This window comes from Rhizobium sp. Root1220, assembly GCF_001426265.1.
GTDB lineage: Bacteria > Pseudomonadota > Alphaproteobacteria > Rhizobiales > Rhizobiaceae > Rhizobium.
In genome coordinates this window covers 49,089-63,119 of the sequence record NZ_LMDG01000036.1, presented here as the reverse complement: position 1 = coordinate 63,119, position 14,031 = coordinate 49,089, and the positions used below count along the sequence as shown (strand labels likewise).

13 protein-coding genes are annotated in these 14,031 nt (G+C 60.1%); 8 read left to right on the top strand and 5 right to left on the bottom strand.

Annotated features, from left to right (window positions below):
• Window position 1: 1 nt before the first annotated feature.
• Complete coding sequence (locus ASC90_RS25070) at window positions 2-1,108, bottom strand: Gfo/Idh/MocA family oxidoreductase (RefSeq protein ID WP_056546618.1); 1,107 nt, start codon at window positions 1,106-1,108, stop codon at window positions 2-4.
• Between the two features lie 11 nt (window positions 1,109-1,119).
• Entirely contained in the window at window positions 1,120-1,905 is a 786-nt protein-coding gene (locus ASC90_RS25065) for a ThuA domain-containing protein (RefSeq protein ID WP_056546615.1), read from the bottom strand.
• Between the two features lie 297 nt (window positions 1,906-2,202).
• On the opposite strand from ASC90_RS25065, the gene ASC90_RS29550 reads away from it, so the two are divergent.
• The 4 genes from ASC90_RS29550 (at window position 2,203) to ligD (ending at window position 6,505) form a co-directional block, all read left to right on the top strand.
• Window positions 2,203-2,352 carry a hypothetical protein gene (locus ASC90_RS29550; RefSeq protein WP_156393133.1) on the top strand — a complete coding sequence of 50 codons (150 nt, stop codon included), beginning with the start codon at window positions 2,203-2,205 and terminating at the stop codon, window positions 2,350-2,352.
• Between the two features lie 518 nt (window positions 2,353-2,870).
• On the top strand, window positions 2,871-3,140 hold the full coding sequence (locus ASC90_RS25060) for a hypothetical protein (RefSeq protein WP_056546613.1): 270 nt from the start codon (window positions 2,871-2,873) through the stop codon (window positions 3,138-3,140).
• Between the two features lie 12 nt (window positions 3,141-3,152).
• Complete coding sequence (locus ASC90_RS25055; RefSeq protein WP_056546610.1) at window positions 3,153-3,989, top strand: Ku protein; 837 nt, start codon at window positions 3,153-3,155, stop codon at window positions 3,987-3,989.
• A gap of 2 nt (window positions 3,990-3,991) precedes the next feature.
• Window positions 3,992-6,505, top strand: coding sequence for a DNA ligase D (gene ligD, locus ASC90_RS25050; RefSeq protein WP_056546607.1), 2,514 nt, complete (start codon window positions 3,992-3,994; stop codon window positions 6,503-6,505).
• 24 nt (window positions 6,506-6,529) lie between these two features.
• Here the strand turns inward: ligD and ASC90_RS25045 are convergent, their stop codons facing one another.
• Window positions 6,530-7,333, bottom strand: a complete 804-nt coding sequence (locus ASC90_RS25045) for a Ku protein (RefSeq protein WP_056546604.1) — start codon at window positions 7,331-7,333, stop codon at window positions 6,530-6,532.
• 120 nt (window positions 7,334-7,453) lie between these two features.
• Complete coding sequence (locus ASC90_RS25040; RefSeq protein ID WP_082520052.1) at window positions 7,454-8,467, bottom strand: DNA topoisomerase IB; 1,014 nt, start codon at window positions 8,465-8,467, stop codon at window positions 7,454-7,456.
• A gap of 355 nt (window positions 8,468-8,822) precedes the next feature.
• On the opposite strand from ASC90_RS25040, the gene phnC reads away from it, so the two are divergent.
• From phnC to phnE (ASC90_RS25020), 4 genes are all read left to right on the top strand, one after another.
• On the top strand, window positions 8,823-9,665 hold the full coding sequence (gene phnC, locus ASC90_RS25035) for a phosphonate ABC transporter ATP-binding protein (RefSeq protein ID WP_056546601.1): 843 nt from the start codon (window positions 8,823-8,825) through the stop codon (window positions 9,663-9,665).
• A gap of 90 nt (window positions 9,666-9,755) precedes the next feature.
• The gene (phnD, locus tag ASC90_RS25030; protein WP_056546598.1) at window positions 9,756-10,661 is read left to right on the top strand and encodes a phosphonate ABC transporter substrate-binding protein; all 906 of its coding nucleotides are present in this window, start codon (window positions 9,756-9,758) and stop codon (window positions 10,659-10,661) included.
• A 68-nt stretch (window positions 10,662-10,729) separates the two neighbouring features.
• Window positions 10,730-11,701 (top strand): phosphonate ABC transporter, permease protein PhnE, encoded by a 972-nt coding sequence (phnE, locus tag ASC90_RS25025; RefSeq protein ID WP_056546594.1) that lies wholly within the window; start codon window positions 10,730-10,732, stop codon window positions 11,699-11,701.
• 8 nt (window positions 11,702-11,709) lie between these two features.
• On the top strand, window positions 11,710-13,056 hold the full coding sequence (phnE, locus tag ASC90_RS25020) for a phosphonate ABC transporter, permease protein PhnE (RefSeq protein ID WP_056546591.1): 1,347 nt from the start codon (window positions 11,710-11,712) through the stop codon (window positions 13,054-13,056).
• A gap of 287 nt (window positions 13,057-13,343) precedes the next feature.
• Here the strand turns inward: phnE (ASC90_RS25020) and ASC90_RS25015 are convergent, their stop codons facing one another.
• A complete protein-coding gene (locus tag ASC90_RS25015) occupies window positions 13,344-14,030 on the bottom strand; it encodes a winged helix-turn-helix domain-containing protein (RefSeq protein ID WP_056546588.1) in 687 nt (228 codons plus the stop codon).
• Between the last annotated feature and the right edge of the window lies 1 nt (window position 14,031).

The window sequence follows — 14,031 nt, the reverse complement described above, 5'->3', positions numbered from 1 at the left end:
GTTATACGACGATTGTCAGCGGCGGTGTACGCTTGTCTGCCGGGGTTTCTTGTTCAGAGGCAGCCAGGAGATTGACCTCCCGCCGCTCCTTCTCCGAGACGATCGCAAGGTCGATGACCTTCTGCAGGTTTGCGGCGTGGCGGAAGGTCGGGTCGTCCTGCTTTCCGGTTCTGACCGCTTCGGCAAAGCGCTGGTAGTTTGTCAGTACCTCCGGGACCTCGATATCCCGCCAGACGGCGTTCTCGATGTCGTCACCGAGGCAGCCTCGCAGTTCGGAACCGTCCGGGCGATGGGTTACCTCCAGGCTGCCCTTTTCGCCGTAGATGCGAAGCTTCAGTTCGTTGAGGTGGCCGGTAGCCCAACGCGTTGCGTGGATGACGCCAAGCGCCCCGTTGGTGAAATCGACCGACATGGTGAAGCTGTCGTTGGCGTCGAGCAGGTATTCGCCGATCTGGCCGCCAGGTGCCTTGTTGAAGGTCTTCAGGCGAGCGAAGACGTGGTCGATATCGGTCGCTGCGCCATAGGCAGCGAAATCGAGGATGTGGATGCCGACATCACCGAGCACGCCGTTCGAACCGTGACCAGTCGACAAACGCCAAAGCCAGCGAGATTCCGTGCGCCAATCACCCCAGGCGCGAGATACCAGCCAGCTCTGGAGGTATGAGGCCTCGACGTGACGGATCGTGCCCAGTTCGCCGGCCAGCACCATTTCGCGCGCTCGCTGCAGCGGTGCGACGTTGCGATAGGTGAGGTTGACCATGTTGATGACACCAGCAGCTTCCGCGGCCTCCGTCATCTCCAGCGCTCCGGCATAGTGCTCCGCCAGAGGTTTTTCGCAGAACACATGCTTGCCAGCGGCAATCAGCGCCAGGCTGGTCGGGTGGTGGATGCGGTCGGGGGTTACGTTGGTAGCGCTGTCGAAATCCCCCCAGGCGATCGCTTCGTCCAGCGAGCGGAACCGCTTTTCGATGCTGAAATGATCGGCGAATTCGTCGAGCCGGGCCTGATCCGTGTCGACGGCGCCGACGACCTCGACACCATCGATGGCGAGGAAATTGGAAACCTGGTTTTTGGCCATAACGCCTGTGCCAAGAACGAGTAGACGCATCGCTATTCTCCTCAGCGGTAACCGGCTTCGCCGGCCTGGTGCAATCTCGGACCACGCTCGACGATCGGCTCGTGGGCCTCCTCGACCGGAACGTTCGGGGCATCTGTGATGCTTTTCAGGTCGCCCTGCGGGTTGTACGCCCATTTCACGCCGTTGGTGAGTACCTTCTGGACGTTGGCGTCATGATAGGTCGGATAGGTCTCGTGGCCGGGGCGGAAGTAGAAGATGTTGCCGGCGCCGCGGCGCCAGGTCAGGCCTGAGCGGAACACTTCGCCGCCCTGGAACCAGGAGATGAAGACCGTCTCCAGCGGTTCCGGCACGGAGAACTGTTCGCCATACATCTCTTCGTTTTCCAAAACAAAATTCTCGCCGATACCGGCGGCGATCGGGTGGCGCTGGTTGATTGTCCACAAACGCTCGCGTTCGCCGGCCTCGCGCCATTTAAGCGCGCAGGGGGTGCCCATCAGCCGCTTGAAGATCTTCGAGAAGTGGCCGGAATGGAGCACGAGCAGGCCCATGCCCTCCCAGACCCGCTTGGCGACGCGCTCGACGACTTCATCGGATACGGCGCCGTGGTCCTTGTGGCCCCACCACGTCAGGACATCGGTCTCGGCAAGGCGGGCTTCGGCGAGGCCATGCTCCGGTTCCTGTAGCGTCGCGGTCGTGGCGCTGATCGCTGGGTCGGTGTTAAGCGCATTGGCGATGGTTGTGTGCATGCCTTCGGGATAGATGCCCCGAACGATGTCATTGGTGGTCTCGTGGATGTTTTCACCCCAGACAATCGTGCGAATAGCCAAGTCAATACTCCTTCGTTCGAATGGTGGACGGGACCGATGGGAAAGCGGTCAGCCCTTGGTTGGTCGATGTGCCGGGCTGCGCTTGCGCCCTTGTGGATACTATCGAGTTGAATCTGTGCAATCTCCTGCTTTCTTCAACCGTAGGCGCGCCGTCGGCGGTGCGCCAATCGGAGCCGGGAAAGAACCGTCACCTGTCGTTGAGCATGTGAGCGTCCTACTTTCGAGCGCCTCCGGATCTGGTGAAACCGTAAGGGAGCCCCGACCTGAGCGACCCACGTTGTCTGCGGTATTGCTGGCATGGCTGAGCGACTGGTTACGGAAGATATCGATATTCTCGTCATTCCGATGGCGGACCCTGAGCACGAAAATAAAATACAGCCTGATCGACGGCTCGTGGAAAGCCAGCGCTTCGATTCAAACGTGGTGCATCTGCAACAGCCCAGCTAGCAGCGGATTGCGTGCCGCACAAGTTGCGCAGCCACGGGATTCAGCCTGGCTCGCAGCTGATTTTCGTCCTGTATTGCGTTGATGTCTGAAGCAGCGGCACCCGCCGACACCCGACAGTGGCCTTGCACCACCGGATGCGGGGCCTGGTAGAATATCGCGCGTTTCCGCCAAACCTTGGAAAGAAGATCTCCATGGGGTCGGCATTTCAGCCGTCGGTTGGTTGAGCGAACTGGGTGCGGCCGTCATAGTTGAGGCAGTTGCTCATACTGTCGGTTAGTCCTCCCGGTCGATGGTGCAGCTGTTCCCCTCTGGAGGTTTCGACCTTTATGACTCGGCCACCGTTCAGAGCGGTGGCTATTTTTTTGGGATTTGGCTTAGGGGACGGTCAGAGCAAGGCGGCAAGACCACATGCTTTGATCGGATGTGAGGGGTGAAATCGGCATTATTTCGGTGACTTACGGAACTTTTCCGGCTTTGAGCAGTTGATTCGGCTGTTTAGGAACATCGGCAGGGTCGCAATGCCTCACGTGCGGAAAGTGGACAGCAAGAGCAGCGCCATGGATGCGCGCGACCGGCTGATCGTCGCACTCTATGCGCAGCTGAAGGCCGAGCGGAATACGCGGGAAACCCTGGAGTGGATGATCCGAAACGGCGCGATTTCCAAGGAGGTGCTGGAGGCTATTGCCGCCGATCCTGTCCCGGTGGTTGCCAGCGACGATATCGCATCCGTGGAAAAGATCATTGCAATAGGTGAACGACGCGGGCGCGGGCAGCGCGCCAAAAGCTGAGAGGGGATTATCATGGCGGCTCGGGCAAGCTGGAAGGGCCATCTGAAGGTGGGCGATCTTGTTTGCGCGGTGGGGTTATACACGGCGGTCTCAGCGTCCGATCGCATCTCCTTCAACATCATTAACCGCAAGACCGGTCACCGTGTCGAACGCCAGTTCGTTGACAGCGAGACCGGCAAGCCTGTTGAACGCGACGATCAGGTGAAGGGATATCGTCTGGAAAACGGTGATTATATCATGATCGAGGGTGATGAGCTCGCGGGGCTCGTGCCCGACAGCGACAAGGTTCTGAGCGTGCAGAACTTTGTTCCCTATGACGAAATCAACAAGCTCTATTTCGACAAGCCCTACTATCTCGCGCCTGTAAGCGACGACGACGAGGAAGCGCTTGTTCTCATTACCCGGGCGATGCGCGAACGCAAGGTTGCGGCCATCGCCGAGGCGGTGCTTTTCCGCCGGAACAGGACGGTGCTGATCCGACCACAGCACGACTACGTCGTGGCAACGACGCTGAGCTTCGACTACGAGGTTCGCAATGCAGAGTCCGTCTTCAAGGATATTCCGGAGATGAAGTTCGACAAGGAAATGCTTGAACTGGCCGGCCATATCATCGGTACCAAGAAGGGTTTCTTCAATCCACAGGAGTACGAGGATCGATATGAAGCGGCGCTGGCCGAGCTGGTGAAGGCGAAGATAGAGGGCAGGGAACTGCCCAAGAGAAAGCCAAAGCCGGAAGGTAAGGTCATAGACCTGATGGAGGCACTACGTCAAAGTGCGAAGGCCAGCGCAAAGGCGCCCTCCGGCAAGGTGCGCCGGCGCGCCGACAACGGACAGACTAAGGCGAGCTGACAATGGCTCTCGAAACCTATCAGGCGAAGCGGAATTTCAAGATCACGCCCGAGCCTCGCGGCGCTCGGCGCGGCGCCAAGGAGGCAGGCAGCAATGCTCTCACATTCGTCATTCAGAAGCATGATGCCACACGGCTTCACTACGACTTCAGGCTGGAACTGGACGGGGTACTGAAAAGCTGGGCAGTGACGCGCGGACCAAGCCTCAATCCCGACGACAAGAGACTTGCCGTGCACGTAGAGGATCATCCGCTCGCCTACGGAGATTTCGAAGGCATCATCCCGAAGGGGCAATATGGTGGCGGCACGGTGATCGTGTGGGATCGCGGTACATGGACGCCGCATGGAGATGCGCACAAGGCCTATAAGAAAGGCCACATGGAGTTCGACCTGGATGGCGAAAAGCTGAAAGGGCGATGGCATCTTGTGCGGATGCACGGCAAACCCGATGAGAAGCAGGAGAACTGGCTGCTGATCAAGGCCGAGGACGAGGAGGTGCAACGCAAGGGTGACATTCTCAAGCAGCGCCCGGAATCGGCCAAGACCGGACGCAAGATCGCGGAGGTAGCCAGGCACCCTGACGCAACATGGAACTCCAGACCAAAAGGCAACGCCAAGGTCGCCACGCAGGCTGAATCACGTGCGCCCAAACCGGCTCGCCACGATTGGCCAAAGGGTGCAGAGAAGGCGGCGCTGCACGAATTCATCGAGCCTGCGCTCGCCAAACTCAAGCCCAAGCCTCCTGCCAGCGAGGGCTGGATTCACGAAATCAAGTTCGATGGCTACAGGCTGCAGGTTCGCATAACGGGCGGCAAGGTCACGATGCTGACGCGTAGCGGGCTGGATTGGACGGAAAAGTTCGGCAAGGAGATTGCCAATGCATTTTCCACGCTGCCTGTCCGGTCTGCTGTGATCGATGGCGAACTCGCAGTCGAGCGCGAAACCGGCGCCTCGGATTTCTCGTCGCTTCAGAGCGATTTGAGCGAAGGACGCGACGATCGTTTTGTCTTCTACGCCTTCGACCTGCTCTATCTCGACGGATACGATCTGAGGAAGGCGGCATTGGTCGAGCGCAAACGCCTCTTGCAGAACGTGCTTGCCGACGCGGCGCAAAAGCTTCGCTACAGCGTTCACTTCGCGGAGAATGGTGGCGTGGTGCTGAGTCATGCCTGCCATCTTGGTCTTGAAGGTGTGATCTCAAAGCGGGCAGACAGCGAGTATGCTTCGGGCCGCAGCGGCGACTGGATCAAGTCCAAATGCTCCAAGCGGCAGGAGTTCGTAGTTGGTGGTTATGTACCTTCCACATCGATGAAAAACGCCATCGGATCGCTTGCCATGGGCTACTACAGCGAAGGCAAGCTGAAACATATCGGCCGAGTGGGGACCGGTTACACGGCGGCCACCGCCGAGATGCTCTACAAACGCTTGTCGGAGATCGAACAGAAGGCGAGCCCCTTTGGCGACGCTCTGACGGCGGAAGCGCGTCGCGGTCTTGTCTACGTCAAGCCGGAGCTTGTAGCGGAGGTTGAGTTTCAGGCATGGTCCGGTGACGGAAATTTGCGCCACGCGGCCTTTCGCGGGCTGCGCGAGGACAAGGCGGCAGGGGATGTTATGCGAGAGACGCAAGAAGAGAGTGCAAGGGATTTGCCTCAATCCGACATTGTGCTCACCCATCCGGACCGCATCTATTGGCCCGATGAGGGTGTCACCAAGCAGGGACTTGCCGGCTACTACGCCCAGGTCTGGCGTTTCATGGAGCCTTATGTCGTCAACCGCCCCCTGGCACTCCTAAGGTGCCCGGATGGCATTGCGGGAAGCCAGCGTTTCTTCCAGAAGCACGCGTGGAAAGGCATGAATGCGCACATCGAGCAGATCACCGATCCGAAAGACCGGGGTGGCGAGAAACTGCTGAGGATTGCCGATTTCGACGGCATGATAGCCCTCGTTCAATCGGCCGTGTTGGAAATCCATCCCTGGGGTGCGACGACTGGCAACTGGGAAAAGCCGGACATGATCACCATGGATCTCGATCCGGCCGAGGATGTTTCCTGGGCCGATGTGATCGTTGCCGCGCAGGAACTGAAAGTGCGGCTAGCAACTGCCGGCCTTGCTGCTTTCGTCAAGACCTCGGGTGGCAAGGGCCTGCATGTGGTGGCGCCCTTGAAGCCGAAGGCAGGATGGGTCGACGTCAAGGCCTTTTCCAAGGCTCTTGCAGACGGCATGTCGCGCGATTATCCCGACCGATACCTCGCAACGGCGACAAAGGCGAAACGCAACGGCAAGATCTTCATTGACTATCTGCGCAATGGGCGCGGCAACACGGCAGTTGCGGCTTACTCGACGCGCGCGCGTCCGGGGGCAGCGGTATCGATGCCACTGGCATGGAGCGAACTGACCGATGACATTGGTCCCGCCTATTTCACTGTAGACAATGCACCAGCTCGGCTCGAGAGCCTGGCAAAAGACCCATGGGAAGCGTTTTTTGCGTCGGCGGTGCCGCTGGAGAAGCTCAAGTAAGGCTGCTCGCTTCTCGCTTTCGGCTCAATGCGCTTTCGGACGGCCGGGGTCCTTGGCGATGCTCTTTTTCAAGGCATCCATGATGTTGACGACGTTCCCCGTGGGCTTGGCCGTTTGACGCTTCGGGGCGGGCGCCTTCGGCATGCTCTTCTGCCTTGCGCGGATCATTGCCTTCAGGCGCTTCTGGATCGGATCCTGCACCATCGACGGCTTCCAGTCCTCCGTCTTATCGCTGACGAGTTTGCTCATGAGGGAGAGCACCTTGGCGTCGATGCTGTTTTCCGTATCGAGCGAGGAGGCCGGCTGGCGGAGCTCGTCGCCGAAATGAAGCGTCCAAAGGATGATTCCTTTCCCTTGTGGCTCGAGCAGCACTGCACGTTCCCGCCGGTAGAGCACGAGGCGGGCAATTCCGACCACATCGCTGGCCTTCATCGATTCGCGGATGACGCAGAACGCCTCCATGCCCACCTTGTCTTCGGGCACCAGAAAGTGAGGCTTGTCGTACCAGATCCAGTCTATCGACCCGCGTGGCACGAAAGTGTCGATATCGATCGTACGCGTGCTTTCAAGGCCGACGTCCTGAAGTTCCTTGTCCTCGAGAACGACATACTCGTCTTCACTACGCGGATATCCCTTGGCCTGGTCCTTATCGGAGATCGGTTTGTGGGTGACGCTGTCAACGTAGCGGCTCTCGACCCGGTTCCGAGTCTTGCGGTTGAGGACGTGAAAGCGGATCTGATTGCTGTCGGTCGTTGCCGGTGTCAGTGAAACGGCTGCCGTTACGAGCGACAGCTTAAGGTATCCCTTCCAATAGGTTTGCCTTGCCATATTTCCCCTGACGCGCCCGCGCCATCTCCCAAGCCGTAGTCCGGCGATTTGCCAGTAACGGATGATTTCGATTTTGGTTCCGAAGTGGCGCCGCCAACACTGCGAGAATCTCTGTTGTGGTCAGAGGCTCACACGCTGCGTCTGTCTCAGCCAACGCAGCACCGCAATCTCGTCGGGTTCCATAAAGCGTTGCAACCGTGCGCTGCGGCTCGAACGCATCGTTGGAAGCCTCGCCAATTCGCCGCTCTGGAAATCCTCGAATACCTTGGGATGGATGTATGACGATTTGCAGACTGCACGCGTATTGACGAGACGGGCCGCTACGCCATCGACCACCTGGTTGATTTGCAATGTGCGCCCGCGGGAGGTTTCGTGCGGCTCGAGTACGGAAAGCGCCGTTGCCGCCATGTGCGTTGCGCCCCACGTGCGAAATTGCCGAGAGCTGAAATCGGCGCGGGCAGCCTCGCGAATGTAGGCATTGACGTCCTGCGAGCGAACCGGATGCGCTATCCCTTCCTCGTCGATGTATTGAAAAAGCTGTTGGCCTGGCAGTTCCTGGAGCATCCGTACGGCCCGCGTTATGCGCCTGTCATAGTGGCTCAGGCGCCATTCCTTGCCGGATTTTCCCGTGAAGCGGAAATGAAGGCTCGAACCGGTGATCTTGACGTGACGACTGCGTAGCGTCGTCAGGCCGTAGGACTTGTTCTCGGCGGCATAACTTGCATTGCCAACACGGATGTAAAGGTTGTCCAGCAGCCAGACGACGGTTGCAAGTGCCTTGTCCATCCCCGGCGACCGAAGTTTGAGATCCATGTCGACCTTCTCGCGAATGGCGGGCAAGGCTGAGCCGAACTCCGCCAATTTGCCGAACTTTTCCTTTCCACGTTCGGCGGTCCAAGCGGGATGGTAGCGGTACTGCTTGCGACCGCGAGCGTCGCGGCCGATCGCCTGCAAATGCGAGTTGGGATCAGCCGAGATCAGCACTTCGGTGTAAGCTGGAGGGATGGCGAGAGCGGCAATCCGATCGAGTTCGCCTGCTTCGCTGACGCGCTTGCCATCGACATCAAAGTAAAGGAAGCCGCTCTTTCCGGCCCGTCTGAGAATGCCATTCTCCAGGCTGGAAACGAACACCAAATCTGTCCCTGCCGGCTCTTCTGCGAGCGCCGGGAATGGCAGCTTGGTCCGATACTTCTTTTTGTAAGATGCGTTCTGATCCACAGTGCGAGGGAAACGCCAGATCGCAAGGTCGGTTCCATCGACCACACCGGGTTGAAACCAAGGCGTCGGCCTGGGACCGGGTCTTGGACATGTGCGAGGAGCTGTTCGAAGTCACCTTGCTGATGCGCAATTTCCTTGGGCAAGCGAGGTGAGTCGAGTCGGTCCAAGACCCGCAGACTTTGGCTGCGCTTTCACAAAACTGACATCCACGCGACATCGTAGGTTCACGCAGAACCGCTAATGAGCCCCGAACTAAACGACGGGGGACCGGATGCGTCTGGAAGCACTCACACGAAAATTCAACCGCCGAACAGCCGTCGACTCCGTAACCCTCGACATTCCTCAGGGCCAGATGGTCGGCATCATCGGCCGCTCCGGTGCCGGCAAGTCGACCCTCCTTCGCATGATCAACCGGCTTCAGGAGCCGAGCTCCGGCTCGATCCATTTTGCCGGTGTCGAGGTTTCCGGCCTGCGTGGCCGGGCGCTGCGCAATTGGCAGCGCGACTGCGCCATGATCTTCCAGCAGTTCAACCTCGTTCCGCGCCTCGACGTGCTGACCAACGTCATGCTCGGCCGCCTCAACCATCGATCGACGACGATGAGCCTGCTCGGCATTTTCACCCGCGAAGAGCGCACACATGCGATCGCGGCCCTCGAGCGTCTCGGCATCGAACAGACGGCGCTGCAGATGGCCGGCACGCTGTCGGGTGGCCAGCAGCAGCGTGTGGCCATAGCCCGCGCACTGATGCAGAACCCGAAGATAGTTCTCGCCGACGAGCCGATCGCCTCACTCGACCCGCTGAACGCCAAGATCGTCATGGACGCCCTGCGCGACATCAACGAACGCGAAGGCATCACGGTCATCACCAATCTTCATACGCTCGATACGGCGCGCAGCTATTGCGAACGCATCGTCGGCATGGCTGGTGGCCGCGTTGTGTTCGATGGCAAGCCTTCCGAACTGACGGCCGACGCCGTCAAGCAGATCTATGGCACCGACAAGGACGGCGCCGGTATCGACGAGGCGATGACCTCGACCTCAATCAACATTCCTGCGGCTGTCGCCGCCAATCAATCCGCCGGCTTGCAACCGCTGGCGTTGGCCGGTCTCTGAGAGGGGCGGCCTCGATCGTAAGCCCGCGTTATGGGCACACTTCTTCTTAACCAGAGATCGCCGGAAACACCGGTCAATCAGGAGAGTACCATGTTGAAGAAAGCACTCTTTGCCGCGACGGCGCTGTTTGCGCTGGCTGGCGTTTCGCATGCGGCAGACCTCAAGGAATTCCGCGTTGGCATCCTCGGCGGCGAGAACGAAACCGACCGCCTGCGCAATTACGCTTGCCTGGCCGACCACCTGAAGACCGAATTCGGCTTCGAAAAGGTTTCGCTCTTCCCGGCTGCTGACTACGACGGCGTTATCCAGGGTCTGCTCGGCGGCACGCTCGACTTCGCGGAACTCGGCGCTTCCGGCTACGCTGCCATCGCCATCAAGGACGAAAAGGCCGTCACCCCGATCCTGACGACCGTCCAGAAGGACGGCTCGACCGGTTACCACTCGATCGGTCTCGCTCTGAAGTCCTCGGGCATCAAGGACATCAAGGACGCCAAGGGCAAGAAGCTCGGCTACGCCGATCCGGACAGCACCTCGGGTTACCTCATTCCGCTGACGCAGATCCCGAAGGACACTGGCATGCCGAATGACCATTACTTCGCTTCCACGCAGTTCAACGGCGGCCACGAGAACAACCTGCTCGCAGCCTACGACGGCAAGGTCGACATCGCTGTCGACGACTCCTCCGGCATCGGCGATTTCAAGGACGGCTTCACCTCCGGCACCTTCCGCAAGGCTGTCGACAAGGGCACCGTAGACCCGAACAAGCTGGTTGAAGTCTGGCGCTCGCCGCTGATCCCGAACGGCCCGCTCGTCGTTCGCAACGAACTCGGCTCTGATTGGCAGGCCAAGCTTAGTGACTTCTTCATGAAGCTGCCTGAGACCGATGCCAAGTGCTTCGCAGCCATCGAAGGCGGCGACTACAAGGGCTACACCAAGGTGCAGGCCGATTTCTACAACGCCATCATCGACGCTCGCAAGGCTGCCATCGGCGGTTGATCGATCCTGATAGTTGAGGGGCGGCCGCAAGGCCGCCCCTTTTCCTGCGAAGAAAGCGGACACCGTTCATGACTTTTGCCGATCCAAACGCCCACGCGCCCGCTGCGCCGCAAAGCGCCCGTGAAATCGGCGACGCCTGGGACAAGATGGTGGCACGTCGCCGCCTTTATACCGGCCTCGGCATGGCGATCCTGCTGGCAGCCTTCGTCGCCTCCGTGCGCTTTGCCGACGAAAGCAATGCCGGCCATTTCTTCGACCGGCTGCCGCATCTCTTCGACTTTCTGAGCTGGCTCATTCCAAAGGATTGGAACGATGTCTGGCGGGCGCTGTTCGATATCGCAAGCCCGATCCAGAAGACCGGCGAGGAGTATAATTTCGCTCAGGGGCGCGTCTACGTCTGGGGCGGCTTCTACATCCCCGAGTACTTCGAGTTGATGATCATCACCATCAACGTCGCGCTCGTTTCCACCCTGATCGGCTTCATCTTTGCAGTGCCGCTGAGCTTCCTCGTGGCCCGAAATCTGGCGCCGTCCAATCCGCTGCGCATCGTCGCCAAGCGGCTCACCGAATTCCTGCGCGCCTTTCCCGAGATCGTCATTGCCGGCCTGTTTTCAGCCATTCTGTCGATTGGTCCGGTCGCCGCGATCATTGCCGTCAGCCTGCATACCATCGGTGCGCTCGGCAAACTCTTCTACGAAGTTGTCGAAAACATCGACATGAAACCGGATGAAGGCATGAAGGCTGTCGGCGCCAGCTGGTCGGAGCGTGTCCGCTTCGCCGCCCTGCCGCAGGTCATGCCGAATTTCGTCTCCTACGCGCTGCTGCGCCTCGAGATCAATGTCCGCGCCTCCACCATCATCGGTGCCGTCGGTGGCGGCGGTATCGGCGAGGAGCTGAAGCTCTCCATCTCGCGTGGTTTCGGCGCCAAGACGATGGCGCTCGTTCTCCTGCTTTTCATCACCATCGTTGCGGTCGACCAGTTCTCCGCATGGCTGCGCCGCCGCCTCGTCGGCGAGCATGCCTTCCTTTTGCAGCATTGAGGTCCGCCATGACGGTGATCGACGCCAACCGGATGCACGAGATCGAGCAACGGTACCCGGAATATTTCAAACGGTCCTTCAAGCAGCGCTTCGGCGGCCTGATGATCGCGATCGCCACGCTTGTCTATGCGCTTTACGCAACCTGGTTCTTCGATCTGCCGAAGCTGCTGGCCGATGCCCATTGGGAGCGCGTCGGGCTCTATCTCAGCCAGTGGGTGAGCTACGACGTGCAGCCGGAGTTCCGCATCGGAGATACCGGCATCACCGTCAAGTATCCGCGCTTCTCGCCGCTTGGCGACAACCCGCATCCCGACTGGGTGATCAACAATCCGGATGGCAGCGTCACCGTTTCCATCAGCGGCACACATCGCGCCGTCACCGTTTCTAAAACGGAAACGATCGTTACCGCCCATGGCATGAGCGTACCGGTGGAAGTCTCGAGCGGCGCTCCGAAAGTCGTCGGCCCGGTCCCCGCCTGGATGACCGTCTATGACGACAACGTGCTCGCCGATCTCGGTTTTGCCGGCGACGTCAGCATCTCGGTCGATCGCGTCAAGGTCCGCAAACGCTTCCTCGGTTGGGCGAATTTCGTTTTCGACACGCAGTCGCCCTTCTTCGACAAGTCGGCGAGCGAGGTTATCAGCCTGATCGTTTCGGGACCGGAGCTGAAGCCCGGCCAGTCCAATCTGTCGCTTGCCTTCGACAACATCTGGCACAACAGCGCCTGGCAGCATGGCGACGTCTGGACCAAGCTGTTCCAGACCATCGTCATGGCATTCCTCGGTACGCTTCTTGGTGCGCTTGTGGCCTTTCCTCTGGCCTTCTTCGCCGCCCGCAACATCACACCAAACCGTCTTGTCAACCAGGTGCTGAAGCGCTTCTTTGACTTCCTGCGTTCGGTCGACATGCTGATCTGGGCGCTCTTCCTGACCCGCGCCTTCGGCCCAGGCCCCCTGGCCGGCTCCGGCGCGATCTTCCTCACGGAAACCGGCACGCTCGGCAAGCTCTATTCCGAAGGTCTGGAAAACGTCGACAACAAGCCGCGCGAAGGTATCAGGTCGACCGGGGCCGCCACCGTGCTCACCCATCGCTATGGCATCATCCCGCAGATCGTCCCTGTCTTCGTCAGCCAGACGCTTTACCAGTGGGAATCCAACGTCCGGGGCGCCACCATCATCGGCGCAGTCGGCGCCGGCGGTATCGGTCTCAAGCTGTGGGAAGCGATGCGCACCAACGCCAACTGGGAAAACGTCGCCTACATGGTGCTGCTGATCCTTCTGGTCGTTTACATCTTCGACACGGCATCAAACGCGCTTCGCTCCCGCCTCATGGGGACTAACCGCCGCGGCAGCTAGCCCGTGGGAGTTTGACGCTGGCTCATCGGACGCCAGCGCCTTCGGCTGACCTGATTGTTCTCGCGAGTCGTCCTCGCCGCGCAGGCGCCAGTTGCCGTACGGGGCGAGCCAAAACGCCTCGGAATGACGAAACAGACCACCGCATGCTCCAAGTAGAACAAGCAGCGGGTGAGGGAGGGGCGTGGACGATATTTCTTGGTGGGTGAGCTGGCGGGTCAGCCCCGCCAAGGCCCGCAACGTTCCGCGAGCCGGACCGGAGGTGGGGGATGGACTGGTCGACGCGCGCCCTAGAAGTCGCCGAGCGCGTAGCCGGCACCGCGCACCGTTCGAATGACACTGTCCGTCTTTCCGAAGCTTATGCCCTTGCGAAGCCGCCCTATGTGGACGTCGACCGCCCGTTCGTCGACGCTGGCCTCGTCGCCCCAAAGCGACATACGAAGCTCCGCCCGGGAGTAAACTCGGCCAGGAGACTTCATGAGGAATTCGAGCAGTCGGAACTCGGTAGGGCCTAGCTTCATTTCCTTCTTCTGTCGGTGCACTCGCCGCGCATTCTTGTCGAGAACGAGGTCACCGACCTTGAGGGTGGTGTCCAGAAGAGCGGGATTGAGGCGGCGGAGCAGGTTCTTCAGCCGGATCAGCAGCTCCACTGGCGACACGTCCTTCATCAGACAGTCATCGGCGCCCGCCGACAGGACCGCAAGGCGGTCCTGTTCGAAGGAGGAGCCAAGCAGCACCACGACGGGCAGGCGTAGAGTTGCAGGGGTCGTCCGGAACTCCCTGCAGACCTCGATCGCGGCCGAACCCGGAGCGCGAGCCCCGAAGACGACGGCGTCCGGAAGTCGGGCAACGGCACTCCTCACAAGGGCCTCGCCCGGACGCATCGGTTCGACCGCGTAGCCCTCGGTCTCCAGCGCGCGCTGAAGCGTGACCGACAGTTCCTCGTTCTCTTCGGCAAGCAGTATCCTGAGCGACAAT

What these genes read in the sequence shown, in the direction of transcription:
- phnD (WP_056546598.1), top strand. Translation starts at nt 9,756, where the DNA reads ATGTTGAAGAAAGCACTCTTTGCCGCGACGGCGCTGTTTGCGCTGGCT.
- ASC90_RS25060 (WP_056546613.1), top strand. Translation starts at nt 2,871, where the DNA reads ATGCCTCACGTGCGGAAAGTGGACAGCAAGAGCAGCGCCATGGATGCG.
- ASC90_RS29550 (WP_156393133.1), top strand. Translation starts at nt 2,203, where the DNA reads ATGGCTGAGCGACTGGTTACGGAAGATATCGATATTCTCGTCATTCCG.
- ASC90_RS25045 (WP_056546604.1), bottom strand. Translation starts at nt 7,333, where the DNA reads ATGGCAAGGCAAACCTATTGGAAGGGATACCTTAAGCTGTCGCTCGTA.
- ligD (WP_056546607.1), top strand. Translation starts at nt 3,992, where the DNA reads ATGGCTCTCGAAACCTATCAGGCGAAGCGGAATTTCAAGATCACGCCC.
- ASC90_RS25055 (WP_056546610.1), top strand. Translation starts at nt 3,153, where the DNA reads ATGGCGGCTCGGGCAAGCTGGAAGGGCCATCTGAAGGTGGGCGATCTT.
- phnE (WP_056546591.1), top strand. Translation starts at nt 11,710, where the DNA reads ATGACGGTGATCGACGCCAACCGGATGCACGAGATCGAGCAACGGTAC.
- phnC (WP_056546601.1), top strand. Translation starts at nt 8,823, where the DNA reads ATGCGTCTGGAAGCACTCACACGAAAATTCAACCGCCGAACAGCCGTC.
- phnE (WP_056546594.1), top strand. Translation starts at nt 10,730, where the DNA reads ATGACTTTTGCCGATCCAAACGCCCACGCGCCCGCTGCGCCGCAAAGC.
- ASC90_RS25070 (WP_056546618.1), bottom strand. Translation starts at nt 1,108, where the DNA reads ATGCGTCTACTCGTTCTTGGCACAGGCGTTATGGCCAAAAACCAGGTT.